The organism is Aliiroseovarius sp. S2029, assembly GCF_023195575.1.
GTDB lineage: Bacteria > Pseudomonadota > Alphaproteobacteria > Rhodobacterales > Rhodobacteraceae > Aliiroseovarius > Aliiroseovarius zhejiangensis.
In genome coordinates this window covers 37,248-61,760 of the sequence record NZ_JALPQE010000003.1, presented here as the reverse complement: position 1 = coordinate 61,760, position 24,513 = coordinate 37,248, and the positions used below count along the sequence as shown (strand labels likewise).

27 protein-coding genes, 1 tRNA gene and 1 pseudogene are annotated in these 24,513 nt (G+C 60.2%); 13 read left to right on the top strand and 16 right to left on the bottom strand.

Annotated elements, in window-relative coordinates:
* Positions 1-48 precede the first annotated feature (48 nt).
* From mltG to MUY21_RS07170, 7 genes are all read right to left on the bottom strand, one after another.
* On the bottom strand, positions 49-1,209 hold the full coding sequence (gene mltG / locus MUY21_RS07200) for an endolytic transglycosylase MltG (RefSeq protein ID WP_248409650.1): 1,161 nt from the start codon (positions 1,207-1,209) through the stop codon (positions 49-51).
* Positions 1,209-2,471, bottom strand: coding sequence for a beta-ketoacyl-ACP synthase II (fabF, locus tag MUY21_RS07195; RefSeq protein WP_248409649.1), 1,263 nt, complete (start codon positions 2,469-2,471; stop codon positions 1,209-1,211). Before fabF ends, mltG begins: the two co-directional genes overlap by 1 nt.
* A gap of 177 nt (positions 2,472-2,648) precedes the next feature.
* Positions 2,649-3,392 carry a 1-(5-phosphoribosyl)-5-[(5-phosphoribosylamino)methylideneamino] imidazole-4-carboxamide isomerase gene (locus MUY21_RS07190; RefSeq protein ID WP_248409648.1) on the bottom strand — a complete coding sequence of 248 codons (744 nt, stop codon included), beginning with the start codon at positions 3,390-3,392 and terminating at the stop codon, positions 2,649-2,651.
* 173 nt (positions 3,393-3,565) lie between these two features.
* Positions 3,566-3,799 (bottom strand): acyl carrier protein, encoded by a 234-nt coding sequence (locus tag MUY21_RS07185; protein ID WP_091430496.1) that lies wholly within the window; start codon positions 3,797-3,799, stop codon positions 3,566-3,568.
* 211 nt (positions 3,800-4,010) lie between these two features.
* Complete coding sequence (fabG, locus tag MUY21_RS07180; RefSeq protein ID WP_191284671.1) at positions 4,011-4,748, bottom strand: 3-oxoacyl-[acyl-carrier-protein] reductase; 738 nt, start codon at positions 4,746-4,748, stop codon at positions 4,011-4,013.
* A gap of 82 nt (positions 4,749-4,830) precedes the next feature.
* Entirely contained in the window at positions 4,831-5,772 is a 942-nt protein-coding gene (gene fabD / locus MUY21_RS07175) for an ACP S-malonyltransferase (protein ID WP_248409647.1), read from the bottom strand.
* Positions 5,773-5,910: 138 nt separating this feature from the next.
* A complete protein-coding gene (locus MUY21_RS07170; RefSeq protein WP_248409646.1) occupies positions 5,911-6,561 on the bottom strand; it encodes a hypothetical protein in 651 nt (216 codons plus the stop codon).
* 342 nt (positions 6,562-6,903) lie between these two features.
* Between MUY21_RS07170 and rpsF the strand changes: the two genes are divergently transcribed.
* The 3 genes from rpsF to rplI are packed head-to-tail and all read left to right on the top strand — an operon-like array spanning position 6,904 to position 8,152.
* Positions 6,904-7,260 (top strand): 30S ribosomal protein S6, encoded by a 357-nt coding sequence (rpsF, locus tag MUY21_RS07165; protein WP_191284674.1) that lies wholly within the window; start codon positions 6,904-6,906, stop codon positions 7,258-7,260.
* A gap of 19 nt (positions 7,261-7,279) precedes the next feature.
* Positions 7,280-7,507: a 30S ribosomal protein S18 gene (gene rpsR, locus MUY21_RS07160; RefSeq protein WP_068246410.1), complete on the top strand. Its 228-nt coding sequence runs from the start codon at positions 7,280-7,282 to the stop codon at positions 7,505-7,507.
* Positions 7,508-7,519: 12 nt separating this feature from the next.
* Positions 7,520-8,152, top strand: a complete 633-nt coding sequence (rplI, locus tag MUY21_RS07155; protein ID WP_248409645.1) for a 50S ribosomal protein L9 — start codon at positions 7,520-7,522, stop codon at positions 8,150-8,152.
* A gap of 87 nt (positions 8,153-8,239) precedes the next feature.
* On the opposite strand, the gene MUY21_RS07150 is transcribed toward rplI, so the two are convergent.
* From MUY21_RS07150 to MUY21_RS07140, 3 genes are all read right to left on the bottom strand, one after another.
* Positions 8,240-8,971: a glutaredoxin gene (locus MUY21_RS07150; RefSeq protein WP_248410028.1), complete on the bottom strand. Its 732-nt coding sequence runs from the start codon at positions 8,969-8,971 to the stop codon at positions 8,240-8,242.
* Between the two features lie 110 nt (positions 8,972-9,081).
* The gene (locus MUY21_RS07145) at positions 9,082-9,351 is read right to left on the bottom strand and encodes a DUF305 domain-containing protein (protein ID WP_248409644.1); all 270 of its coding nucleotides are present in this window, start codon (positions 9,349-9,351) and stop codon (positions 9,082-9,084) included.
* A complete protein-coding gene (locus MUY21_RS07140) occupies positions 9,348-9,662 on the bottom strand; it encodes a hypothetical protein (protein ID WP_248409643.1) in 315 nt (104 codons plus the stop codon). The genes MUY21_RS07145 and MUY21_RS07140 overlap by 4 nt, the downstream gene beginning before the upstream one ends.
* Positions 9,663-9,774: 112 nt before the next feature.
* On the opposite strand from MUY21_RS07140, the gene MUY21_RS07135 reads away from it, so the two are divergent.
* Complete coding sequence (locus tag MUY21_RS07135; protein WP_248409642.1) at positions 9,775-10,293, top strand: lytic transglycosylase domain-containing protein; 519 nt, start codon at positions 9,775-9,777, stop codon at positions 10,291-10,293.
* A gap of 62 nt (positions 10,294-10,355) precedes the next feature.
* Here MUY21_RS07135 and tig read toward each other — a convergent pair whose 3' ends face one another.
* Positions 10,356-11,687: a trigger factor gene (tig, locus tag MUY21_RS07130; protein WP_248409641.1), complete on the bottom strand. Its 1,332-nt coding sequence runs from the start codon at positions 11,685-11,687 to the stop codon at positions 10,356-10,358.
* 22 nt (positions 11,688-11,709) lie between these two features.
* Positions 11,710-11,794: transfer RNA gene (locus MUY21_RS07125), tRNA-Leu, on the bottom strand.
* Positions 11,795-12,064: 270 nt separating this feature from the next.
* On the opposite strand from MUY21_RS07125, the gene MUY21_RS07120 reads away from it, so the two are divergent.
* Positions 12,065-12,568: a Hint domain-containing protein gene (locus tag MUY21_RS07120; RefSeq protein ID WP_248409640.1), complete on the top strand. Its 504-nt coding sequence runs from the start codon at positions 12,065-12,067 to the stop codon at positions 12,566-12,568.
* Here the strand turns inward: MUY21_RS07120 and MUY21_RS07115 are convergent.
* Positions 12,565-14,172 (bottom strand): NAD(P)H-hydrate dehydratase, encoded by a 1,608-nt coding sequence (locus MUY21_RS07115; RefSeq protein WP_248409639.1) that lies wholly within the window; start codon positions 14,170-14,172, stop codon positions 12,565-12,567. The genes MUY21_RS07120 and MUY21_RS07115 overlap by 4 nt on opposite strands.
* Before the next feature lie 167 nt (positions 14,173-14,339).
* Between MUY21_RS07115 and MUY21_RS07110 the strand changes: the two genes are divergently transcribed.
* Together MUY21_RS07110 and glnA are read left to right on the top strand one after the other, a co-directional pair.
* A complete protein-coding gene (locus tag MUY21_RS07110; protein WP_191284680.1) occupies positions 14,340-14,678 on the top strand; it encodes a P-II family nitrogen regulator in 339 nt (112 codons plus the stop codon).
* 40 nt (positions 14,679-14,718) lie between these two features.
* On the top strand, positions 14,719-16,125 hold the full coding sequence (glnA, locus tag MUY21_RS07105) for a type I glutamate--ammonia ligase (protein ID WP_248409638.1): 1,407 nt from the start codon (positions 14,719-14,721) through the stop codon (positions 16,123-16,125).
* A 117-nt stretch (positions 16,126-16,242) separates the two neighbouring features.
* On the opposite strand, the gene MUY21_RS07100 is transcribed toward glnA, so the two are convergent.
* The 3 genes and pseudogenes from MUY21_RS07100 to MUY21_RS07090 all read right to left on the bottom strand — a co-directional run bounded on the left by MUY21_RS07100 (position 16,243) and on the right by MUY21_RS07090 (position 18,491).
* Positions 16,243-16,503: a hypothetical protein gene (locus MUY21_RS07100; RefSeq protein ID WP_248409637.1), complete on the bottom strand. Its 261-nt coding sequence runs from the start codon at positions 16,501-16,503 to the stop codon at positions 16,243-16,245.
* A gap of 276 nt (positions 16,504-16,779) precedes the next feature.
* Positions 16,780-17,520 (bottom strand): annotated as a pseudogene (locus tag MUY21_RS07095) (DUF3445 domain-containing protein).
* A 62-nt stretch (positions 17,521-17,582) separates the two neighbouring features.
* The gene (locus tag MUY21_RS07090; protein WP_248409636.1) at positions 17,583-18,491 is read right to left on the bottom strand and encodes an endonuclease/exonuclease/phosphatase family protein; all 909 of its coding nucleotides are present in this window, start codon (positions 18,489-18,491) and stop codon (positions 17,583-17,585) included.
* Positions 18,492-18,619: 128 nt separating this feature from the next.
* Here MUY21_RS07090 and MUY21_RS07085 point away from each other — a divergent pair, with 128 nt between their 5' ends.
* The 6 genes from MUY21_RS07085 (at position 18,620) to radA (ending at position 24,463) form a co-directional block, all read left to right on the top strand.
* Positions 18,620-19,834 (top strand): bifunctional alpha/beta hydrolase/OsmC family protein, encoded by a 1,215-nt coding sequence (locus MUY21_RS07085; RefSeq protein WP_248409635.1) that lies wholly within the window; start codon positions 18,620-18,622, stop codon positions 19,832-19,834.
* A 109-nt stretch (positions 19,835-19,943) separates the two neighbouring features.
* On the top strand, positions 19,944-20,993 hold the full coding sequence (gene alr / locus MUY21_RS07080) for an alanine racemase (protein WP_248409634.1): 1,050 nt from the start codon (positions 19,944-19,946) through the stop codon (positions 20,991-20,993).
* Positions 20,990-21,775, top strand: coding sequence for an ABC transporter permease (locus tag MUY21_RS07075; RefSeq protein WP_248409633.1), 786 nt, complete (start codon positions 20,990-20,992; stop codon positions 21,773-21,775). Before alr ends, MUY21_RS07075 begins: the two co-directional genes overlap by 4 nt.
* Positions 21,772-22,518: an ABC transporter ATP-binding protein gene (locus MUY21_RS07070; RefSeq protein ID WP_248409632.1), complete on the top strand. Its 747-nt coding sequence runs from the start codon at positions 21,772-21,774 to the stop codon at positions 22,516-22,518. The genes MUY21_RS07075 and MUY21_RS07070 overlap by 4 nt, the downstream gene beginning before the upstream one ends.
* Positions 22,519-22,617: 99 nt before the next feature.
* The gene (locus tag MUY21_RS07065) at positions 22,618-23,055 is read left to right on the top strand and encodes a paraquat-inducible protein A (RefSeq protein WP_248409631.1); all 438 of its coding nucleotides are present in this window, start codon (positions 22,618-22,620) and stop codon (positions 23,053-23,055) included.
* Positions 23,056-23,095: 40 nt separating this feature from the next.
* Positions 23,096-24,463, top strand: coding sequence for a DNA repair protein RadA (radA, locus tag MUY21_RS07060; RefSeq protein ID WP_248409630.1), 1,368 nt, complete (start codon positions 23,096-23,098; stop codon positions 24,461-24,463).
* Positions 24,464-24,513 lie beyond the last annotated feature (50 nt).

Here is a 24,513-nt window from a genome sequence, read left to right as displayed (position 1 = left end):
CCGCCATACCGCAACACCGTCCGGCAAGGTCATGTTTTGTTTACCAGATCACTGGTTCGCCCGTTCGGCTTCGATCTCGCGCCACTTGGCAACGTTGCGGTTGTGTTCTTCCAGTGTTTCGGCAAAAGCGTGCCCACCCGTGCCATCTGCCACAAAGAAGATGAAATCCGTGTCATCCGGGTTCAGCGCCGCCTCGATCGCCGCTTTGCCCGGGTTGGCGATGGGAGTGGGCGGCAAACCGTCGATGACATAGGTGTTATAAGGCGTCTCCGAGCGCAGCTCGCTTTGTCGCAATCCCCGACCCAAAGCCCCCTGTCCCTTGGTGACACCATAAATCACCGTCGGGTCCGTTTGCAGGCGCATCCCTTGGTTCAACCGGTTTACGAACACGCTGGCCACCTGACGCCGCTCTTCGGCCACGCCGGTTTCCTTTTCCACGATCGACGCCATGATCAGCGCCTCTTCCGGGCTGTCATAGGGCAGATCCGGCGCACGTGCTTCCCATGCTGCCGCCAGGATGGCCGACTGAGCCGCCTGCATGTCCGCCAGCAGTGCCGCCCGGTCTGCGCCCGCCTTCACTTCATAGCTGTCCGGCGCCAACGTGCCTTCGGCGGGCACCTCAGCCACCTCGCCGTCCAGAAAATCGGCATGGTTCAGACTGTCCACGATCTGCCAGCTTGTCACTCCTTCGGCCAGCGCAATGCGATAGCGCGTATCGCTTTCATTGCGCACCTTCTGATAGGTCTCGGGCACGGGGGTGTCCTGTTCGGCCGGGTTGAACTCGGCCGTGATTTCATATTCCTGCGTGGCGGGGTCCAGTTCGCGCACCTGAACCTCGGCCGCCAGAACACCGATCCGGTATACGACTTCGGTGCCACAGGTCGACGCTCCGCCGCGTGTCACCACATCGACAATTTCTTCCATCGACGCGCCCTCTGGCACCAGAAACGACCCGGCCTTCAGCTGGGATTTCTTGTCGGAATACTCGACGCCCAACCGAAAGATCGTCGCATTTGAAATTGCACCCTGTTCGGTCAGGGTATTTGTCACGCGCGAAAAGTTCGACCCTTTCTCAACGCGCAAACAGATTGCTTCGGTCAGCGGACCGGCACCGGTGTACTGCCGTTTACCCCATGCGATCATCCCGATTGCGACGATCATGATGACCACGAACAGGCTCAGCGCATTCGACGCGATGTTGCGCCACATCAGTCAGCGACCTTGCCCATGATCAGGCTGGCATTGGTGCCGCCAAACCCGAAACTGTTGGACAGAACCGTGTTGATCTCACGCTTCTCGGCCTTGTTGGCGGCAAGGCTCAGTTTCGGCGTGACCGCCGGGTTGTCCAGGTTGATCGTCGGTGGCGCGATCTGGTCGCGCAGCGCAAGGATGCAGAAAATCGCCTCGACCGCGCCCGCAGCCCCCAGCAGATGGCCGATCGAGCTTTTGGTCGAGCTCATCGTCGCCTTCTCAGCCGCATCGCCCAACAGGCGCTCAACCGCGCTCAGTTCAATCGTATCCGCCATGGTCGAGGTTCCATGCGCATTGATGTAATCAATCGCCGACGGCTCCAGCCCCGCCTTCGCCAGAGCGGCTTTCATCGCGCGGAAGCCCCCATCGCCATCTTCGGACGGGGCGGTGATGTGATAGGCATCGCCCGACAGGCCATAGCCCAGAACCTCGGCGTAAATCTTGGCGCCCCGCGCCTTGGCATGTTCGTATTCTTCCAGCACGACAATGCCCGCCCCTTCGCCCATGACAAAGCCATCGCGGTCCACGTCATAAGGCCGGCTGGCCGCTTGCGGGTTGTCCCCGGCCTTGGTGGACAACGCCTTGCAGGCATTGAACCCGGCAATCCCAAGCTCGCAAATCGCCGCCTCGGCGCCACCGGCGATCATCACATCCGCATCGCCGGTCTGAATCAGACGCGTGGCATCACCAATGGCATGTGCGCCGGTCGAACAGGCGGTGACAACAGAATGGTTCGGCCCCTTGAAGCCGAACTTGATCGACACCTGACCCGAGATCAGGTTGATGAGCGATCCGGGAATAAAGAACGGAGACACGCGGCGCGGCCCGCGCTCGTTCAGCAGAATCGAAGTTTCGGCAATCGTCGCCAGCCCGCCGATCCCCGACCCGATCATCACACCTGTGCGCAACCGGCTTTCCTCGTCCTCGGGCATCCAGCCGGCATCCTTCACGGCCATTTCCGACGCCGCCAGGCCATAGAGGATGAAGTCATCCACCTTCCGACGCTCTTTCGGCTCCATCCAGTCATCCGGGTTGAACGTGCCATCCGTGCCGTCGCCCAGCGGAACTTCACAGGCATATTTCGTGGTCACACGCGACGCATCGAACTTGGTGATCGGGCCAGCGCCCGACTGCCCGTCAAGTATACGTTTCCATGTTTCCTCGACCCCACATGCAAGGGGGGACACCATGCCCAGACCTGTAACGACCACTCGACGCATTCTACTGCCCTTTCTCAGGAAGTCTTTCATCCCACGCTTGATAGCGCGGCGAAGGGTTTAGGGGCAAGAGGCGTTCGGCCTGTCCGGTAAAAGCTGCCGATCGCAGGCCGTCCGGTGACACGCAGGGAAAACCGCGATCCCATCGTGTCACCGGTCCGGGTCTTGCACTTACAGGGCTCAGATAAACTCTGCACGGCGTTCTGGCTCGGGGCGCGCCACTGCCAAGGCCTGAGCCAGATCAACAGACTTCGAAAACAAGGCCCGCCCGATCAGCGTGCCCGCAATGTTGGGGATGTATTTCAGGCGCGCCACATCATCAAGTTCGTGGACCGTCCCGGCAGCGATGACCTGATGCCGGGTCTTGCCAGCCAAACCACTCAGAAGCCCAAGCTGCGCATCCGGCTGATCAATGTCGCTGTCAATGTCGGTGATCAGCACACTGGCCAACGGCACATCCGCATAGGACGCCAGAAAATCCTCGGGCGTGATGGCCACCGGGTTGCGCCAGCCGTCGGTCATCAGCTGGCCCTGCCAGATATCGGCAGCCAGAACGATCTGGTCGGGATGTCTGTTGGCAAGCTCCTTCACCATATCAGGATCACGCGCCGCAATGGAGCCCAGCACAACGCGCCCGGCTCCCTTCTCGATCCAGTTTTCAACCATGTCGCGGGTGCGGATGCCCCCGGCAATCTGGACCGAACAACCCGCCTGTTCAATGATCCGTTCGATCAGGGCCGCGTTTTCGCCCTTGCCATCCACCGCATCGAAATCGGTGATATGAATCCATTCAGCCCCAGCCTCGGCGAAACCCTGTGCCGTCTCGACCGGATCCACATGCCAGATCGACGGCTCTTCCAGCCGCCCACGATGCAGCGTCACACACCGCCCGTTCTGCAACTCAAGTGTCGGATAGATGATCATGGATCGCCTCCTTCGCCAAACCATCAATGGTTTAGTGAAACAGTACCATATCCCCGCAAGCGTGACCAAATTCGGCTCAATGCGTGCTGAAAACGGCGCACGGTATCAAATCCGCACAAAAAAACGGCCCGCCATGTAGCGGGCCGTTTCTGGAATTAGAAAGTCTCGTGACCTTATACGGCTTCCGAGATGAATTTCACGGCGTCGCCGAAGGTTTGAATGGTCTCGGCAGCATCATCCGGGATCTCGATGCCGAACTCTTCTTCGAAGGCCATCACCAGTTCAACGGTGTCCAGGCTGTCGGCGCCAAGGTCGTCAATGAACGAGGCCGATTCCGTGACCTTGTCCTCTTCAACACCCAGGTGCTCAACAACGATTTTCTTCACGCGATCTGCGACGTCGCTCATGATAAATCCTCACGTTTTTTCAGGCGCTTGGCCCTTTTCGATAGACCCGGGATGGGCCACTTAGTTTTCGGTGTGTAACACCGACATCCCCCACCCCGAAAGGTATGTTGGAGAAAAACATGCGCCGCCTATAGCACATCGCATTAGATAGGCAAACGCTTTAGACCTTCAATAGGTCAGGTGACCGGGTGCTGTTCACCCGCCCCCCTTGTCACAACATGGCCATTCCGCCATTCACGTGGATCGTCGCCCCGGTGGTGTATCCTGCCTCGGGTGCGGCAAGGTACAGCACGGCGGCCGCGATTTCTTCGGGCGTGCCCATCCGTGCGGCGGGGATTTGCGCGTTGATCTTGTCTTTCTGGTCGTCGGTCAGCTTGTCGGTCATCGCGGTTGCAATGAACCCGGGTGCGACGCAGTTTGCCGTGATGCCGCGGCTGGCCACCTCATAGGCGATGGATTTGGTCAGCCCGACCATCCCTGCCTTAGACGCGGCATAATTTACCTGCCCCGGGTTGCCGGTCGCCCCAACGATCGAGCTGATGTTGATGATCCGCCCCCAACGGGCTTTCATCATCGGGCGCATGACACCCCTGCACAGACGCATAGTCGAGGTCAGGTTGACGCTGATCACGCTATCCCATTCCTCATCGGACATGCGCATGAAAATCTGGTCGCGGGTGATCCCGGCGTTGTTAACCAGTATGTCCACCGATCCCATCGCCTCGACCGCCTGCTTGGGCAGCGCATCCACGGCGTCGCCATCCGACAGGTTGCAGGGCAGTACATGCGCCCGCTCGCCCAACTCTGCGGCCAGAGCCTCAAGCGGTTCCACACGAGTGCCGGACAACGCCACAGTCGCCCCGGCACCGTGAAGAGCCGTGGCAATCGCCCCACCTATGCCGCCCGACGCCCCAGTGACCAGCGCATTCTTTCCAGTCAGATCAAACATTTATATTTCCTTCTTCATCTCTTTACAGGTGCCATTCCCCGCGACGGGACTGACAGCAGATTTCGAAATCTCCTGAAACTGCCTACCCGTTCAGCGCCGCCACCGCAGCGGCGACATCGTCCGGGGCGCCAACCGCGCGCGTTTCGACATCTTTTGCAATGCGCCGGATCATGCCTGACAAGGCCTTTCCTGCACCAATTTCCCAGATCTCGGTCACACCCTGTTCAGCCATCCACGCCACGCTTTCACGCCAGCGCACCGAGCCTGTGACCTGTTCAACCAACAGCGACCTGATCGTGGTTGCATCGGAAATCGCGCGCGCCCGCACATTCGACACCAATGGCACGACAGGCGCTTTCATCTCAACATGCGACAACGCCTCTGCCATCGCTTCCGCAGCGGGCTGCATCAAGGCGCAGTGAAACGGTGCACTGACCGGCAACAATACCGCGCGTCGCGCACCTTTGGCCTTGGCGATTTCGACGGCGCGCTCGACCGCCTCCTTGTGGCCGGACACAACCACCTGTGCCGGATCATTGTCATTGGCCGCCTGGCAGACCTGATCATGTGCTGCTTCCAAGGCCACGGCTTCGGCTGTTTCAAAATCCAGCCCCAGCAAAGCCGCCATCGCCCCGACCCCTACGGGCACGGCCTCTTGCATGGCTTTGCCCCGTGCACGCAACAACCGGGCCGCGTCGGCAATCGAAAATGTGCCGGCCGCCGCCAGCGCCGAGTATTCGCCCAGCGAATGGCCCGCGACAAAGGACGCTGCCGCCACAGAAACGCCTTCCGCCTCCAATGCCCGCATCGCGGCAAGCGACGTGGCCATCAGCGCTGGCTGCGCATTCTGCGTCAGCGTCAAGGCCTCCTGCTCGCCCTCCCAGATCAGCAAGGACAGCTTTTCGCCAAGCGCCTCGTCAACCTCGTCGAACACGGCCTTCGCCGCTGGATATGCGTCAGCAAGGGCCTTGCCCATTCCGATGCTTTGGGCGCCCTGCCCGGGGAATACGAATGCGCGGCTCATGGGCTCTCCTGTTGTCATGCCTTTCCCAAAGGGCATAGCGCGCAGGGACGTTTGGCGCAATCGCTTTGCCGGAAATGAAAATCGGCGCCCGCCTGACAAGACGCACGCCGTACCGATCCAACTGTAATTGAGTGTCGCTTACGGGGCCGATACCCGCGCCAGCGAAATGGCATTGCCCGTCACCCGTGCGATCCTGCGGTTTCTCGGATCGCGTCTGCGCCGCTCGCCGGTCAGGTCCGAAACAAGCCGTGCCTGAATGCGTTCCAACGCCGCCTCGGGCCCCGCGATGACCTCATAGGCGTCCATGCCGCTGCCGATCCGCGCATAGAGCGCTGCATCTTCCGGGTTGTCGTCGTTGCGCAGGATCAGAAATGATCCGATATCCGCGAAGGGAATGCGCGTTTCGTGCCGGAACCGGTTCAAACCGTCCCGATACCCGATCCGCAATTCACAGCCATCCAGATCAACCTGCGCTTCGACCTGACGCGCGTCGCGGCCATACCAGAACAGCATCCAGCCCACCACGAACAACAGACCCGTCAGGCCAAGCTTCATCGCCATGGTCAACGGATCGGCAAACGTGTCGGCCGAAAAAGACCAGACGCCTGCAATGATCAAAAGAAGCACCAGACCGACGAACCGTCCCGCTGCATGTGTCAGCCGCAACAGCCCCGCCTCTGTGCCAATCGCGCTTAAACGATACCCCCACGGAGTCTGCACGACCCCTGGTCCGCCCTTGCCCTGTTCGGTTGTTTCCGAAGACTTGATATTCTCAATATTGCCCTGCATCCGTGTGCCGCCCATTTCAGTTCAATATCACCGGGATCAACCGTGCGATTTCCGTACCCGGACCGACGCCCTCCCTGTATTCGAACGCTCCCACGCAACTGTGACGGGATTAGGGCGCAGGTCTGGTCATTCGCGGGCAAATGCAGGGATCCGGGCCGGAACGCTGCACGGGTATCACGAGACCGGCACACAAGCCGGAATCAGCCTTGCACCATGGGCGCAGACGTGTATAAGGCACCGTCCTTTCCGTGTGTCTGAGAACCGCGTGGCCTCTCGTGGATGGGGGCGGAAAGGTGAAGCCCCATCCTTTGAAGCGCGCCTGAAAATAGAACTGGAGCTCACATGCCGCTTTACGAGCATGTCTTCATCTCGCGTCAGGACTTGTCCAATACGCAAGCTGAAAACCTCATCGAACATTTTGGCACCGTGCTGGCCGACAACGGCGGTAAAGTCGTTGACAGCGAGTATTGGGGCGTCAAGACGATGTCTTACAAGATCAACAAGAACCGCAAGGGTCACTATGCGTTCATGAAGACCGACGCGCCTGCACCGGCCGTTCAGGAAATGGAACGCCTGATGCGCCTGCACGATGACGTGATGCGCACGCTGACGATCAAGGTTGACGAACACGCCGAAGGCCCGTCGATCCAAATGCAAAAGCGTGACGAACGCGGCGACCGCCGTGGCCGTGACCGCTAAGTTCGAAAGGATCTAACCCATGGCAGCCAAACCATTTTTCCGCCGTCGCAAAGTATGCCCCTTCTCGGGCGACAACGCGCCGAAGATCGACTATAAAGACACGCGCCTTCTGCAGCGTTACATCTCCGAGCGTGGCAAGATCGTCCCCTCGCGGATCACCGCTGTGTCGGCCAAGAAGCAACGCGAACTGTCGCGCGCCATCAAACGCGCCCGCTTCCTCGCCCTGCTTCCCTATGCCGTGAAGTAAGGAGATCTGATCATGCAAGTTATCCTTCTGGAACGTGTGGCCAAACTTGGCCAGATGGGCGATGTCGTCGACGTGAAGCCGGGCTTTGCCCGCAACTTCCTTCTGCCCCAGGGCAAGGCCCTGTCAGCCTCCGACGCCAACATCGCCAATTTCGAAGCCCAGAAAGCGCAGCTGGAAGCGCGCAACCTGGAAACCAAGAAAGAAGCCGAAGCCCTGGCCGCGAAACTGGACGGCGAACAGTTCGTCGTGATTCGCTCCGCCTCAGACGCTGGCGCGCTTTACGGCTCTGTCACCCCGCGTGACGCCGCTGACGTTGCCACCGAAGCCGGCTTCACCGTCGACAAGAAACAGGTCGCCCTGAAAGCCCCGATCAAGGAACTGGGCCTGCACGCCGTGCATGTCGTCCTGCACCCCGAGGTCGAGGTCGAGATTCAGCTGAACGTCGCCCGTTCTGCCGAAGAAGCCGAACTGCAAGCCTCGGGCAAGTCGATCCAGGAACTGGCCGCTGAAGCCGAGGCCGAAGCCGAGTTCGAGATCGCCGAACTGTTCGACGACATCGGTGCAGCCGCGTCGGAAGACGAAGACCTGGCCGAAGCCGTCGAAGAAGAAGCTGAAGCCACTGACGAGGCCGAGAAAGAGGATTGATCCCTTTCTTGTCGGAAAGATCAAGGGCCGCCCTGTTCGGGGCGGCCTTTTTCGTTCCGTGTGATCGATCGGGTCACGACAGGCGGATCAACTCGCCATCCACGCACCCAGCATCCAGACCCCCATGCCCAGCATCACAAGGTTTTCGGTCAATGAAATAGCCCCAAGCGGCACGGTTGACCCCCCGCCCACGCAGGCGCAGGTCAGTTCCCGCTTGTCGATATAGACCGCCTTGATCACGCTGGTCGCCCCGATCGTCCCGATGCACATGCCCACTGGCGCCACCAACCAGATCAGTGCGCTGCCGGTGCCGATCAACGCCATCATCCCGACGCCGGTGTAAAGCTCGGCAAAGGGATAGGCGTAGCCATAAGGTACGTAACGGCGCGCCAGCAGGTCATAGCCCAGAAACCCGTTCACGAAGGCTTCCACATCGCGCAGCTTCTGGATTGCCAGCACCACCATCGAGGATGCGAAAAACCACTTCAGCCACGTAAGGAAGAGAAACCCGTCATACAGGTTCAGAACAATTGCCAAGGCCATCAGCGCCGTTGCCACAAAGATCACGATGACCGGCTGATAGGTCGTGTCGTCTTCGCCCAGCACGCGATACCCAAAATGCTCCTTCAGATCAGAATAGCCCCCGATCCGCTCGCCATTGATGAAGGTCTGCGGGGTTTCATCCACATCATGCGCCGCCTGGAAGGCATCCACTTGCTCGCGTGTCTCCAGCAAGTTGTCATCAACAACATATCCCTTCCGCTCCAACAGTGACTTCGATTTCAAACCAAAAGGACACAAATGCCCTGGCATCGCCATTCGGTAAAGCGCGGCACGCAACTCCGCGCCTTGGCTTTTGGCCCGCGCAGTTTCCGGGCCATCAACGTCGACTATGTGTGCCATGGAACTCCCTTTCGTTCACGCGTGCATCAATCGCCCTGCGTCATACGCGGCGCGCCCGCTGGCGCATCGCCATTGGCCTCGATATCCGCGATATAGCGTTTCATCTCTTCGATTTCGCTGCGCTGCGCTTCGATGATTGCATCTGCTAACGCACGCACCCGAGGGTCTGAAATATCCGCCCGCTCACTGGTCAGAACCGCAATCGAATGGTGCGGAATCATCGCTTTCATCCACGCCACGTCTTCGACCGTGGCCTGTGACCGGACCAGGGTTACCCCCAGACCGAAAGCGATCAACGCCCCGACAAAACCGCGATGTTGGCAATCCGGTTCGTGTACATGCCCAACATGAACGCCAGCATCACGATGGCCATCATGCCCCCCATGTAAAGCGCCATCCACATCCGGGTTTGCAAGAAAAAGACGTGATCCATCGCGTAAGTGTTCAGATACATCAGGCCAAACATCACCACGGTCGACGTGACGATCATCGCCAGAAACCGGCCATAGCTTCCTTGCATCTGCTGTAGACGTTCGGGCGGTTTCTCTGTCGCAGGGTGATCTGCGTGGTTTGTCGAAGGTGACGAAATACGGTTTTGATTGGTCATTTTCGGCTCCTTTAACATTTCAACGCACAAGAAGGCTGATTGTTCCGCCAGACCCTACGCTTGCAGATCAGCACGCAACCGCCGACCTACGAGAAGGCGCTATGCGGTTCTCATGATCCGGCCTACACATCTGGACATGAAAGAATATTCCCGTCGCACGATCTTTGCCCTTCTGCCCGCCGTCGCGCTAAGCGCCTGCTCCGGCAGACGAAGCGAGAAAAAGGAAGCCGACGGCGCGCGCGGGACGTTCAACCCACCGCTCTATCCCAACGAAACGCCCGAGTTGCGCGGCCTGATCAACAAATGGGCTGATCGCTACCAGATCCCGCGCGAACTTGTGCACCGACAGGCCGTGCGCGAAAGCACCCATCGCCCATGGGCTCGCAACGGACCCTATTGGGGGTTGCTGCAGATCCTGCCTCAAACCGCCCGCACCATGGGGCATCGCGGCCCGCCCAAAGAGCTTCTGAATCCGGACGTGAACCTGAAATATGCGGGCAAATACCTGCGCGGTGCCTACATCGTGTCGGGTGGCAGCATCGAAGGGGCGATGAAGTGGTATGCCAAGGGCTATTATTACGAAGCCAAGCGCAAGGGTCTTCTGGTCGAAACCGGATTGCGCCCCGGCTGACACCCCCAAACGAAAAAAGCCGCCCAATCGGGCGGCTTTCTCCTTGAACGGCGGCGCCGGTCTTATTCTTCTTCCAGCGCCTCGACAGCCTTTTGAAGATCGTCCTTGGACACTTCTTTTTCCGACACTTCGGCCAGTTCAAAGACATAGTCGATAACCTTGTCTTCAAACAGCGGTGCCTGGATCTGCTGGCGCATCTGTGGGTTCTGCTGAACGAATTCAAAGAACTGGCGTTCCTGACCTGGGTACTGACGCGCCTGGTTCATGACGGCTTGAGTCATCTCGGCATCCGACACCTCGATTTCGGCCTTCTGGCCCAGCTCGGCCAACAGCAGGCCAAGGCGCACGCGGCGTCCAGCCAACTTGATGTGCTCTTCCGTCGGTTCGATCTCGGGGTGATCATGCCCCTGCACGTCAGGATTTTCCTCGTGCCACAGCTGATGCGCGATCTGCTTGGCCTCCGCGTCCAGAAGCGACGGCGGCAGGTCGAAATCGACCAGCTTGTCCAACGCATCCAACAGCCCGCGTTTCATGACCGCGCGCGCGGCCCCTGAAAATTCGGCTTCCAGACGTTCACTGATCTGCCCTTTCAGAGCCTCCAGATCTTCTGCGCCAAACTTCTTCGCCAACTCGTCGTTGATCTCGGCGGCGACAGGTTCTTTAACCTCTTTCACCTTGCACTCAAAAACAGCGTCCTTGCCGGCCAGGTTCTCAGCCCCATACTCGGCCGGGAAGGAAACCTTCACTTCCACATCATCGCCTGCTTTCGCACCGACCAGCTGCTCCTCGAAACCGGGAATGAACGACCCCGACCCCAGAACCAGCGGATAATCTTCCGCCGCACCGCCGTCAAAGGCTTCGCCGTCAACCTTGCCCAAGAAGTCGATCACAACCTGATCACCGTCCTTGGCTTTCGACCCTTTCTTGCGGTCTTTGAAATCCTGCGCGGTTTCAGCAAGGCTGCCCAGCGCTTCTTCGATATCCGCCTCACCGGCTTTCACAACCAGCTTTTCCAGCTTGATGCCTTTCAGGTCAACGTCCGGGATCTCGGGCAGAGCCTCATAGCTCATCTCGATCTCAACGTCGTCGCCCTCTTTCCAATCTTCATTGGTCATCTTCACGTCGGGCTGCATCGCCGGGCGGTCGCCGCTGTCTTCGAAATGCTTGTTCATGGCGCCATCAACGGCTTCTTGCATGGCTTCGCCCATCAGGCGCTGACCAAACTGCTTTTTCAACAGCGCCATCGGCACCTTGCCCTTGCGGAAGCCCTTCATTTCGACTTCGGGCTGTGCCTCGACCAGCTTTTCGTTGACTTTGGCATCCAGATCAGCGGCCGGAACCACAATCTTATAGCCGCGTTTCAGACCTTCATTCAGGGTCTCGGTGACCTGCATCATCTCGTCCTTTTTCCGTCTATGGTGCGGGTGGAGGGACTTGAACCCCCACGCCTCGCGGCGCCAGAACCTAAATCTGGTGCGTCTACCAATTTCGCCACACCCGCAAAAACCGTGGGCAGCCCGCACTGGTTTCGCAGGGGCCGCCCAAATTCGCGCCCTTCTAACACCAGTATAGGCAGGATGCGAGAGGAAAAACGCGCGCCAAGCCCTTCGACGGGTGCCAAATCGCGTTCTATTGGTCACAGGCTGCGAAGGATTGCCAGTGAGCAGACGCACGCGACCAGAAAACAAGTGCTTTTGCCCGCGACCTTGCTAGCCTGCAAAACACAAAAGCAGAGCCCGGACACCGGGCCACAGACGAAGGCAGGACGTTAATGGCACCCAACCCCTATCCGGGCGGCGTGGTGGCTGGAGATGTGCGCAGCACACCCCCAACCGCAGGCCTTGGCCCCGGCGCAGTGATTCAGACCCATCACGGCAACCGATTGATTGAAACACTTGCCGCTGGCGATCGCATCATCACCGCTGACGGCAGCAGCGCACGCATATCGGCGATCACGGTGGCTGTCGCCCCGGCGCGAGCTTTGTGTCGAATATCTCCCGACGCGCTCATCGAAGGACGAAGGGGCGGACAAAAAAGCCCTCTGATCCTCGCATCGCAACAGATCATACAGGTTTCGGGTTGGCTGGCCCGCGCCATGTTCAGGCGCAATCAGGCGCTGGTGCCAGTCTGTGCGATGGTTGACGGAGAACTGATCCGGCACATGAAGCTGGACGCCGAACTTCCGCTGTTCCAGTTGCATTTCGAGACGCCTGCCCTGTTTCGCGCAGGCGGATTACAAATGCTTGGCGCAGCGCAAAAGCAGCACAGCTTCTAGACACCCAGTTTACGAAACACTCTCGGCAACATCTCGGGCAGGTCTTCCGCAATCAGGCCGGGACCAAATTCCAACGCGCATTCCACATGCAGCCACGCCGCCGATTCCGCCGCCTGCATCGGGTCGAACCCACGCGCCAGCAACCCGGTGATGAAGCCCGCCAGCACGTCCCCTGACCCGGCCGTCGCCAGCCATGGGGCAGACCGCTCATAAGCTGCCGGGTTGACCGCGCACGTTCCATCCGGGTCCGCGATCACCGTATCCGGCCCCTTGAACAGGACCACACAGCCTGCCCGTGCCGCCGCCTCGCGCGTCGCGTCAACCTTCGAATAGGCCGGGCCTTTCGTGGCCGGGGCGTTCAGCTTCTCGGCAATATCCGGGAACAGCCGCGCAAACTCACCGGCATGGGGCGTCAGCACACAGTTTTCATGCAACATATCGAACAATGCCTGCGGCGCATCGGCATACGCCGTCAACGCATCCGCATCCAGAACCGTTGCGCGCCCCGCCGCCAACGCCACCGGCACCAAGTCCCGCGCCCGCTCCAGCCCCAATCCGGGGCCAAGGCAAAGCGCGTTCAGCCGTGCGTCCGCCAACACCGCCTCCAACGCCTGTGCATCCCCAACCGGAGACAACATGATCGCATCCAGCCGCGCCGCGTTTTCCTGAAGCGCGCCGGGCGTGGGCGCAACGGTGACAAGCCCTGCCCCGATCCGCAGCGCCCCACGCGCGGCCAGCCGTGCCGCACCCCCTTTACCGGATGGGCCGGAAAGGATCATGGCATGGCCGTGAGCGTATTTATGACCATCGCCGAGTTTTCCAAGACCGCTGGGTCTATCCTGAAGCTTGACCTTCCCGATACCAGCCTGCTCACACCGTGGCGAACTGGTCTCCAGACCAATGTCTTTCACAGCCAGCTTCGTGCAATACGTTTCACCATCCCCGCAAAAATGACCGATCCGTGCTTTGTGGAATGTCACTGTCAAAAAAGCCCGAACCGCACCATAATTGGCCGACAAGGCAACACCACTATCCATGCACAACCCGGACGGGGCATCTATCGCCACCATTTTTCCGAAAGTCGCCCCTCGAACATACAATCCTTCGAGCGGCCGAAGCACTTTGTCCTCCGGTGACCTGGTCAAGCCTGCACCGAAAACCGCATCGACGAACAGATCACCATCCCGCTCTGCAATGCGGCCTTCGTCCCAAGGTGCAACCTCCCCCATCTCCGCCCACCGCTCATAATTCACCCGCGCATCTGGCGGTAGCCTCGACGCATCCCCATACAGAAACACCTCCACGTCCCAGCCCCGCTCTTTCAACAACCGCGCCACGACAAATCCGTCGCCACCGTTGTTCCCCGGGCCGCACAGCACCACGGCCCTGAACACCTTCCCTGTTTCTTCTGGCGCCAAATATCCCGGGGAGCCCGAGGGGCTGGCCCCTCGGTCCACCCTCGCCAATTCAGGCCATTCCTCGAAGATGGCCTCGACCACTCCCCGCCCGGCCTGCTCCATCAACTCAAGCCCGGTGACCGCGCCCGACTCGATGGCCGCTTGCTCTATCGCCCGCATTTGGGCCGCTGTCAGCAATTCCGTCATGGGTCGCCTTTCAACAAGTGCATAAATTTCCAACCAACCGCCTAATTTTTGTGCAATCGACTGGATATTGGCCGAAACACACCGCCCTGCACCAGCCTATCCAATTGTCCCCCCCACGGGAAAGTGGTCTTTGGGTCGCAACACGCATGAGCCAGATGGGGATGCAGATGAAAAAGATCGAAGCGATCATCAAGCCGTTCAAACTCGATGAAGTCAAAGAGGCCCTTCAGGACATCGGGGTGCAGGGCCTGTCGGTGATCGAAGTCAAGGGGTTTGGCCGCCAGAAAGGCCATACCGAACTGTATCGCGGCGCCGAGTATGTCGTTGACTTTCTTCCCAAAGTGAAAATCGAAGTCGTGCTGCCCGAAGATCAGGTCGACGAAGCGATCGAGGCGATCATCGACGCCGCCAAGACCGACAAGATCGGCGATGGCAAGATCTTCGTCACCCCCGTCGAACAAGCCATTCGCATCCGTACCGGTGAATCCGGCCACGACGCGATCTGACCCAACATCCAGACAAGACACGAACCAAAGGATACTTGAAATGAGTGCAACTGACGTACTTTCCATGATCAAGGATGAAGACATCGCCTATGTCGACATCCGCTTCACCGACGTGCGCGGCAAACTGCAACACGTCACCGTGGATTGCGACCTTGTCGACGAAGACTTCCTGGAAGAAGGCTTCATGTTCGACGGTTCCTCCATCGCAGGATGGAAGTCGATCGAAAACTCGGACATGAAACTGATGCCGGATTGCGCCAGCGCCTATGTCGACCCGTTCTATGCCGAAAAGACCCTGTGTCTGCATTGCTCGATTGTCGAGCCGGACACCGGCGAAGCCTATGGACGCGACCCCCGTGGCACCGCCGAAAAAGCCGAAGCCTATCTGAAATCCTCGGGCATCGGGGATGTGGCCTATATGGGGCCGGAAGCCGAGTTTTTCCTGTTTGACGATGTGCGATTCTCGAACACCATGAACAAGGTCTCGTTCGAAGTGGACGCGGTGGATGCGGCGTGGAATTCGGACACCGAATATGAAATGGGCAACACCGGCCACCGTCCGGGCGTCAAAGGGGGCTATTTCCCGGTGAACCCGATTGACGACGCGCAGGATCTGCGCTCGGAAATGCTGACCACGATGAAGCAGCTTGGCATGAAGACCGACAAGCACCACCACGAAGTGGCCTCGTGCCAGCACGAGCTTGGGTTGATCTTCGACACCCTGACCAAACAGGCTGACGAGCTGCAGAAGTACAAATACGTCATTCACAACGTGGCCCATGCCTATGGCAAGACGGCAACCTTCATGCCGAAACCCATCGCGGGTGACAACGGCACCGGAATGCATGTGAACATGTCGATCTGGAAAGACGGCAAACCGCTGTTCGCTGGCGATAAATACGCCGACCTCAGCCAGGAAGCCCTGTGGTTCATCGGTGGCATTCTGAAACACGCCAAGACCCTGAACGCCTTCACCAACCCGTCGACCAACAGCTACAAGCGTCTGATCCCGGGCTTCGAAGCCCCCGTCCTGCGCGCCTATTCGGCCCGCAACCGGTCGGGCTGCGTGCGTATTCCGTGGACCGAAAGCCCGAAGGCCAAGCGCGTCGAGGCCCGGTTCCCCGACCCCGCCGCCAACCCCTATCTGTGTTTTGCAGCGCTTCTGATGGCCGGGCTTGACGGCATCAAGAACAAGATTGACCCCGGCCCTGCACAGGACAAAAACCTGTATGATCTGCCGGCGGAAGAGCTGGAAGGCATCGACACGGTCTGCGCCTCTTTGCGTGAAGCACTCGACAGCCTGAAAGAGGATCACGACTTCCTGCTGGCCGGTGACGTGTTCACCAAGGATCAGATCGAAGGCTACCTGGCCCTGAAATGGGAAGAGGTCTATGCGTATGAGCAAACCCCGCACCCGATCGAGTATCAGCTTTACTACAGCTGCTGATCCCAACACTGAACAAAAGAAAGGGCGCCGATGATGGCGCCCTTTTTCATGTCACTTTCTGAAATTCTGAAACGTTCCGCAGACCACATTTCTTCCGCTTGCTTTTCCCCTAAAGGATCAGACGCGCCCGCCTGCCGCGCGATAGGCTTCCAACTGCTTCGCGCCCCGCTCGATGCAGATATTGTCAGCTTCCTTCTTCGACATGCTTTCGGGTTTCGCCACAGCCTCGTCCCATTGTACACGTTCGGGGGTGTAAAGCTGACAGGTCACTTTCCCTTTCGGAGTGTTCACTTCGACGGGTGTGCTTTCATAACTGGACCGCCCACAGCCCGACAACACAACAGCCATGCTCAGAACAACCAAACCTGTCCGGATCATCTTATTTACCTTTCATACCAAGTTACCGACCAACGAAGCCGCCATTGGCTCAGCTTCGACAAGCCGTCTTCACCAACGATTAAATTCCAGTCCAGCGATAGTCTAAAGCACGTATTTTTCAAGATATTTTGACTTGAATTGACGAAAACGGCAGGTTTTCGCACCAAATGATGGCATCCATCACACCCGTTCAACCGATCGGGGATCGGATGCCTTGCTTAGGCCAGAGGGGCGCCATGCTTCTGTCATTACCGTTAACGGTCGCCGGGTCGCGAATCACGCCTCATTGCGCACGACATAGGTGTGGATCGAAAAAACCACCGCCCCCGTCACCGGCAGACGCCGCATCCCCTGACGCTCGACCCGGGTCCATGTGGGGCCGTCCGGCGCCATCTCTCACCGATCGACTTCGCGCCGGGGTTGGTGCAGTTCCGGATCATTATAGGTCAGGCAGTTCGCCCGCCACATCGGCCGTCCGACCTGAATCCCATCGAACAGGCGTTGCACGCGTTTTGCGATATCCGGTGTATAATCCGTCACCGGCTTGTGAATGCGGATCAGGGGTTTCATGAACTTCTCCTCAAGCGACCAACTGGCAGGAAAGCACAGGATGGCCCCGGTCAGAACGTGTTCGTCCCCTTGCTTCTGCATCAAAACAAGATCTTCCTGCACAAGGTGCCCGCATGTCAGAAGCGGCGCGTCGCGGTCAATCACGACGTTGCGCCCGTCCGGGCATGTCACCCTCTCATCGGAAACCTCGAAACCTTGACTGACTGCAAGCGCGTCCAGAACGGTGTCCAGCAATTCCTCGGCTGCGGGCCGTGCAGCCTCGCTCAGCTTGTGAACGGCATCGCGTCTGGAATGGATCAACGCAATGCGATGGGCCATCTGCGCGGCATAGGCATCGTCCTGCACCAGCCATTCGCCCGGTGCGATCGGCTGCAAGCCGGGAAGTCGCGTCAATCGCGCGTCTTCCCAGGGGCGGATCGGCAGGGCTGACTGGCAGATTTCGACCATGGAATGCTCCGTCAGACAGGTGGGTCAACACTTTGTCGGGGCGGCGCCCGGATCAAGCCCGTTCACGCACCGAATGGCAAGTCAAAGCGTGCAAACAAGCCGAAATGATCCGAGCCGAGCCGCTCCAGCCGCTGCACGCTGCCATCGCCGCCACTGACCAGAACATGATCAATCGGCACCCGCATCCAGCCCCGCATCTTGGTCAGAGTCACATGGGGCGGCCCGATCCTTTCGGTCCTGCTGATCTCGGTCAGCCGGGTCATGGCATGGCTCCACGGCACCATGTTGAAGTCACCGCCAATCACCAGCGGCGCGCCGCTATCGTCATTTGCAAGTCTGGACAGAACCGGAGACAGGCGCGCGATATGGGCCGGTTGGCTTTTCGGCCAGGGCCAGTGCAGATGGATCGACACCACCCAGACCGGGCCGCGTGGCGTGGTCACTTGCATCGCCGCAAGGCCATCGGCTTCGGCGCAGAACCCCGACCCCGGCACCATCGGCCAGCGCGAGGCCACCGCCACGCCACCCACGGTGGCGAAGGGGCAGAACTGCCGCGCCTTATAGGTCGCCTCCAGCGGATCAAACACCACCATGTTTGCGCCGCTGATCTCTTGCAAGGTCAGGAAATCGGGGCGACGGGCCAGTATGTCTGCCGCCAAAAGCCCGGGGTCTTCGACGCGAAACCGCATGTTTTTCTGATACAGGCTCAGTCCTGATCCGCCCGATGCACTCAGCGCGCCGCTCATCCAGAAGATCGGGCCGAAGGCGATCAGCGCCGCAGCCCCTCCGACAACCGCCCAGCGCCGTGCCCGTGCCACCCAAAGCAGCACGGCCAGAAGCAGGATCGCCAGGGCAATTTGCGGTCGGAACACGGCGACACTGTCCCCTGCCGGATGGAACCGCCCCAGATATCCTGCCCCCAACGCGGCTAGGGCCAGCAACAACAGATTTCTAAGACCGCGCTTAATCATGCGTTCGTGATACCCGGATCAACTTCGAATGGCACATTCAATCACCACTGCGTGAGCGACGCTCCGCCAAGCTTGTGAGCTACGCGCTGGATGCCCAATCTGCAAGAACGCATCAAGGGGGTTTGCCAATGACGACCGAGAAATTTACCTTCACCGGCCATGCGGGTCACGCATTGGCCGCGCGGCTGGACGTGCCCGAAGGGCCGCATCTGGCCACCGCCCTGTTTGCCCATTGTTTTACCTGCAGCAAGGACATCATAGCGGCCCGCCGGATCGCGGCCCGCCTTGCCGCGCTGGGGATTGCCGTGCTGCGCTTTGATTTCACCGGGCTGGGCCATTCCGAGGGTGAGTTCGAAAACACCCATTTCTCGTCCAATGTCGACGATATTCTGTTGGCGGCGCAGGCATTGTCGGATCGTGACATGCCGCCCAGCCTGCTGATCGGGCATTCGCTGGGTGGGGCGGCCATCCTCAAGGCGGCAAGCCGTTTGCCGGACACAAAGGGGGTCGTGACCATCGGTGCCCCTGCCGATCCGGCCCATGTGATCGAAACCTTTCGCGAGGCCCTGCCCCGCATCCGCGCCGAAGGCAGTGCCGAGGTTCGTTTGGGTGGTCGGCCCTATCGGGTCAGCGACGCGTTCCTCGAGGACGTCAAGAGCAGTGACCTGGAAACGATCCTTGGCAATCTGAAACCCGCGCTTCTTGTGCTGCATGCCCCGCGCGACGAGGTCGTCTCGATCGACAACGCCGCTCGTATTTTCATGGCCGCCAAGCATCCGAAAAGTTTCGTGACCCTGGATGACGCCGATCACCTGATCACGCGCGCCGAAGATGCTGAATATGTGGCGGAAGTGATCGCGGCATGGGCTGCAAAATACATTGAACTGACCCCGCCCGCCCCACCACCCGGCGCCCCTGAAGGTATCGTGCGTGCCAGCGAAGCCGACCCGCGCGGGTTCCTGCAAGACATACAATCCGGACCGAACCACCATATGTATGCCGACGAGCCTTTGGCTTATGGCGGCACCAACAAGGGCTTGTCGCCCTATGGGTTCCTGTCGGCAGGTCTGGCGGCCTGCACCTCGATGACCATCCGCATGTATGCCCGCCGCAAAGGCTGGCCGCTCGACCATGTGCGCGTGGATGTGAGCCACGACAAGGTGCATGCCCAGGATGCCGAAACCGGCACCCGCGACCGGGTCGACCAGTTCCAGCGCGAAATCTGCCTTGAGGGCGCGCTGGACGCTGATCAACGCGCCCGTTTGCTGGAAATCGCCGATCGTTGCCCTGTGCACCGCACCCTGGAAGGCTCCAGCAAGGTGGTGACCCGGCTGGTTGACTGACCCCCGATGTGCGGTTCCTGACAACACTTGACGCGGAAAGAGGCACACCGACCGACCGGAACGGCTTTTGGCCTTGACCTGCGCCACCCACGCGTCAAAAACCCCCCGTATGAGTACAGGCAGACTAACCATTGATCTGGACGCCGTGGCCGCCAACTGGCGGGCGCTGGACGCGAAATCCGACCCCGAGGTGCAAACCGCCGCGGTGGTCAAGGCCGACGCCTATGGGCTTGGCGTGGGCAAGGTGGCGCGTGCGCTGGCCGCGGCTGGCGCGCGCCGGTTCTTTGTCGCCGTGGCCGAGGAAGGCGCCGCCCTGCGCGAAGCCCTTGGTCCGGGGCCGGAAATCAGCGTCTTCGGGGGCCATATGTCGGGCGATACTGACATGATCCACGACCTTGGCCTTGTGCCCATGCTGAATTCGGTCGAACAACTGACCCGCCATTTCGAAGCCCTGCCGGGTCACCCGTTCGGCATCCAGCTGGACACAGGCATGAACCGGTTGGGAATGGAGCCACCCGAATGGACCACGCTGCGCGATCTGATTCTATCGCAGAACCCGCGCCTGATCATGAGCCATCTGGCCTGCGCGGATGAACCCACCCACCTGATGAACCGCCAGCAGCTCGACACATTCCACGAAATGACCGAGGGCGTGGACGTGCCGCGCAGCTTGTCGGCAACCGGTGGCATCCTGATGGGCCCGGATTATCATTTCGACTTGACGCGACCCGGCATCGGCCTTTATGGCGGCCTGCCTTTTGACAACGCGACCCCTGTCGTGACGCTGGACCTGCCGGTTGTGCAAATTCGCGATCTGGCAGCAGGAGAAAGCGTTGGCTATTCCAACACATGGGTTGCAGAGCACGCCACGCGCGTGGCCACCGTAAGCGGTGGATATGCAGATGGCATCACCCGTCACATCTCGAACAAGGCCGTGCTGTTTCACGAAGACACCCCCTGCCCGATTGTGGGCCGCGTGTCGATGGACCTGATCACCGTCGATGTCGGGCATCTGAAGGAAGACCCCAAAGCACTGACCCTGTTGGGCACGCACCAGACCCCGGATGATTTGGCTGACGTGGCCGGGACAATCGGTTATGAAGTGCTGACACAGCTTGGCGCGCGCTATGCCCGCTATTACGCGCGAGGTCGCGGATGAAGCCGCTTACGTATCCTCTGGCCGCCCTGGGCCGCGCCACGCTTGGCTTTCTGGCCATGGTCGGACGTGTGGCGATCTTCGCCGGGCAATCGCTCAGCCATATCATCCGCCCGCCCTTTTATCCGCGCGAGTTTCTGAACGCGCTTCTGAACATCGGCTATTTCAGCCTGCCCGTGGTGGGCCTGACCGCGATCTTCACCGGTGCCGCCCTCGCCCTGCAAATCTATTCCGGCGGGCAACGTTTCTCGGCAGAAGCCGTGGTGCCCCAGATCGTCGCCATCGGTATGGTGCGAGAACTCGGTCCGGTGCTTGTGGGCTTGATGATCGCCGCCCGCGTGACATCCTCGATCGCCGCCGAGATTGCGACGATGAAAGTGACCGAGCAGATCGACGCCCTTGTCACCCTGTCTACCCACCCGATGAAATACCTGACCGCGCCCCGTGTGCTGGCCGCGATCCTCGTCGTGCCCGCGCTGGTGGGTATCGGCGATATCATCGGCATCATGGGCGGCTATGTCGTCGGCACCAAACAACTGGGTTTCGCGCCGGGCGCTTATATCAACAACACATGGAACTTCCTTGAAACCGCCGACATCGTGTCATCCCTTGTGAAAGGCGCGGTGTTCGGGTTCATTGCCGCCGTGATGGGCTGCTATCACGGGATGAATTCCGGTCGCGGCGCGCAGGGCGTGGGCCGGGCAACCAAAACCTCGGTCGAGGCGGCCGCGATCCTGATCCTTGCCGCCAACTTCCTTCTCACCAGCTTCTTCTTTACCTCATGATTGAACTGACAGACGTCCATAAAAGTTTCGGCCCCAAGAAGGTACTAACAGGTGTGAACCTGACCATTCCGCGTGGCGAAAGCATGGTGGTGATCGGCGGGTCCGGCACCGGGAAATCCGTGCTTCTGAAATGTGTTCTGGGCCTGATGACGCAGGACAGCGGCACGATCACGCTGGACGGTGAAGACACGCAAAAAGCCGAACGCGACGCGTTTCTGGCCCGCTTCGGAATGCTGTTTCAAGGCGGTGCGCTGTTTGACAGCCTGCCCGTCTGGCAAAACGTGGCATTCCGCTTGTTGCGCGGCTCACTGGCCCGTCCGTGGCCCGAGGCGCGCGAAATCGCGGTTGAGAAACTGCGCCGGGTCGGCCTGACCCCCGATGTCGCCGACCTCTACCCAGCCGAACTGTCGGGCGGGATGCAAAAACGCGTGGGCCTTGCCCGCGCCATCGCCGCCGAACCCGAGATCATCTTCTTTGACGAGCCCACTACCGGCCTTGACCCCATCATGTCCGGCGTCATCAACGACCTGATCCGCGAAATCGTCGTGGAAATGGGCGCCACCGCCATGACCATCACCCACGATATGTCCTCGGTCCGCGTGATCGCCGACAAAGTCGCGATGCTGCACGGGGGAAAGGTCCAGTGGACGGGACCGGTGAGTGAGATGGATGCCTCGGGCGACCCTTACCTGACGCAGTTCATTTCGGGCAGTGCGGAAGGGCCGATTGAGGCGGTGCGTTAAGGAAAGATGCCCGGCAGTCCTGCCGGGCCGCGCCACCGCGCGGGTCTCTGCAGCCCTCTGTCTCTCTCTTAACCTCGCCAATTCGGACACTGAGTCACCATGCTCAAATACCTCAACCTCGCCCTTCTCATCGCCTTCCCCATCGCGTGGTTCGCCCCGCTCATGCGCGCGGGGATCAACCTGCCGCTCTTTGGCCTGAAGGAAGTCAGCGTGATCTCTGGCCTGCAAGCCCTGTGGGACACGGACGTGATCCTCGCCCTGCTTGTCACCTTCTTCGCGGTCTTTGCGCCGATCATGAAGGTGCTTGGCCTCGCGCTGATCCAGTTCGGTATGATGCGCCGCAAGATGCTGCCGGTGTTCAATATCCTCGGCAAACTCGCCATGGCTGACATCTTCCTGATCGCGCTTTACATCGTGATCGTGAAGGGCATCGGTATGGCGAAGATCGAGACCGGATGGGGCTTGTATCTTTTCACCGCCTGTATTCTCACCTCGATTGCGATCAGCTTCGCAACGGCCAAACGCCAGAGGGTCTGAGCCCTCTTGCAAGCCCTGATTGGGTCGGGCAAAAAGCCCCATGGCAAAAACTCAGAAATCCTTCACCTGCAATGCTTGCGGCGCGTCCTCGTCCAAATGGTCGGGGCGGTGCGAAGCGTGCGGAGAATGGAACACCATCGTTGAAGATGTGCCGCTAAGTGCCGGCCCTGCCTCGAAATCCCTGGGCGGCAAGCGCGGCACGGCGATCAGGCTGACCGACCTGTCCACGGAAGAAACGCCGCCACCCCGCACCGAATGCGGCATGGCCGAGCTTGACCGGGTTTTGGGCGGTGGGCTGGTGCCCGGATCGGCCATCCTTGTGGGGGGCGATCCCGGCATTGGCAAGTCGACCTTGCTGTTGCAAGCCGCCGCAAAGTTTGCCCGCGCCGGGTTACCCACAATCTATGTCTCGGGCGAAGAAGCCTCGGCGCAGGTGCGGATGCGCGCAGGGCGTCTGGGCTTGACCGATGCCCCGGTTCGGCTCGCTGCCGAGACCAACCTGCGCGACATCATGACGACGCTGGACGCGGAACGCCCGGCGCTTGCGATCATCGATTCCATCCAGACCATGTGGGCCGACCATGTGGACAGCGCGCCGGGGTCGGTCAGTCAGGTCCGCACCGCCGCGCATGAGCTGACAACCTTCGCCAAGAAGCGCGGCATTTCGGTCGTTCTGGTCGGGCACGTCACCAAGGAAGGCCAGATCGCTGGCCCGCGTGTTGTCGAGCACATGGTCGACACGGTGCTTTATTTTGAAGGCGAACGCGGCCACCAGTTCCGCATCCTGCGCGCGGTCAAGAACCGCTTTGGTCCAGCGGACGAGATCGGCGTGTTCGAGATGACGGGCAAAGGGCTGGCCGAAGTGCTGAACCCGTCGGCCCTGTTTCTGTCCGACCGCGAAGACCCCGCCCCCGGTTCTGTCGTGTTTGCGGGTATCGAAGGCACGCGCCCCGTACTGGTCGAGTTTCAGGCGCTGGTCGCGCCCTCCTCCCTCAGCCAGCCGCGCCGGTCCGTTCTGGGTTGGGACAGCGGGCGGTTGGCGATGATTCTGGCGGTTCTGGAAGCCCGCTGCGGTATCCCTTTCGCCGGGCTGGACGTCTATCTGAACGTCGCCGGTGGCATGAAAATTTCGGAACCCGCCGCCGACCTTGCTGTGGCGGCGGCGCTACTTTCCGCGCGCGAGGATGCGGCAATCCCGAAAGAGACTGTGGTTTTTGGCGAAATCAGTCTATCAGGGGCTTTGCGCCCTGTGGGGCAGACCGAAAACCGGTTGAAAGAAGCGCAAAAACTTGGTTTCACAGCCGCAATTGCGCCCACGCGCAGCAAAACAGGCTCGGGCTCCGGGTTGAAGATACAGAAGATGGCGGACCTGACCGGGTTCGTTGGTGAGATTTTCGGGGCCGGTTAGCCCCACAAAAAGGGACGGTGGCAAGCCACGCTTGAACCGAAGTGAGACGA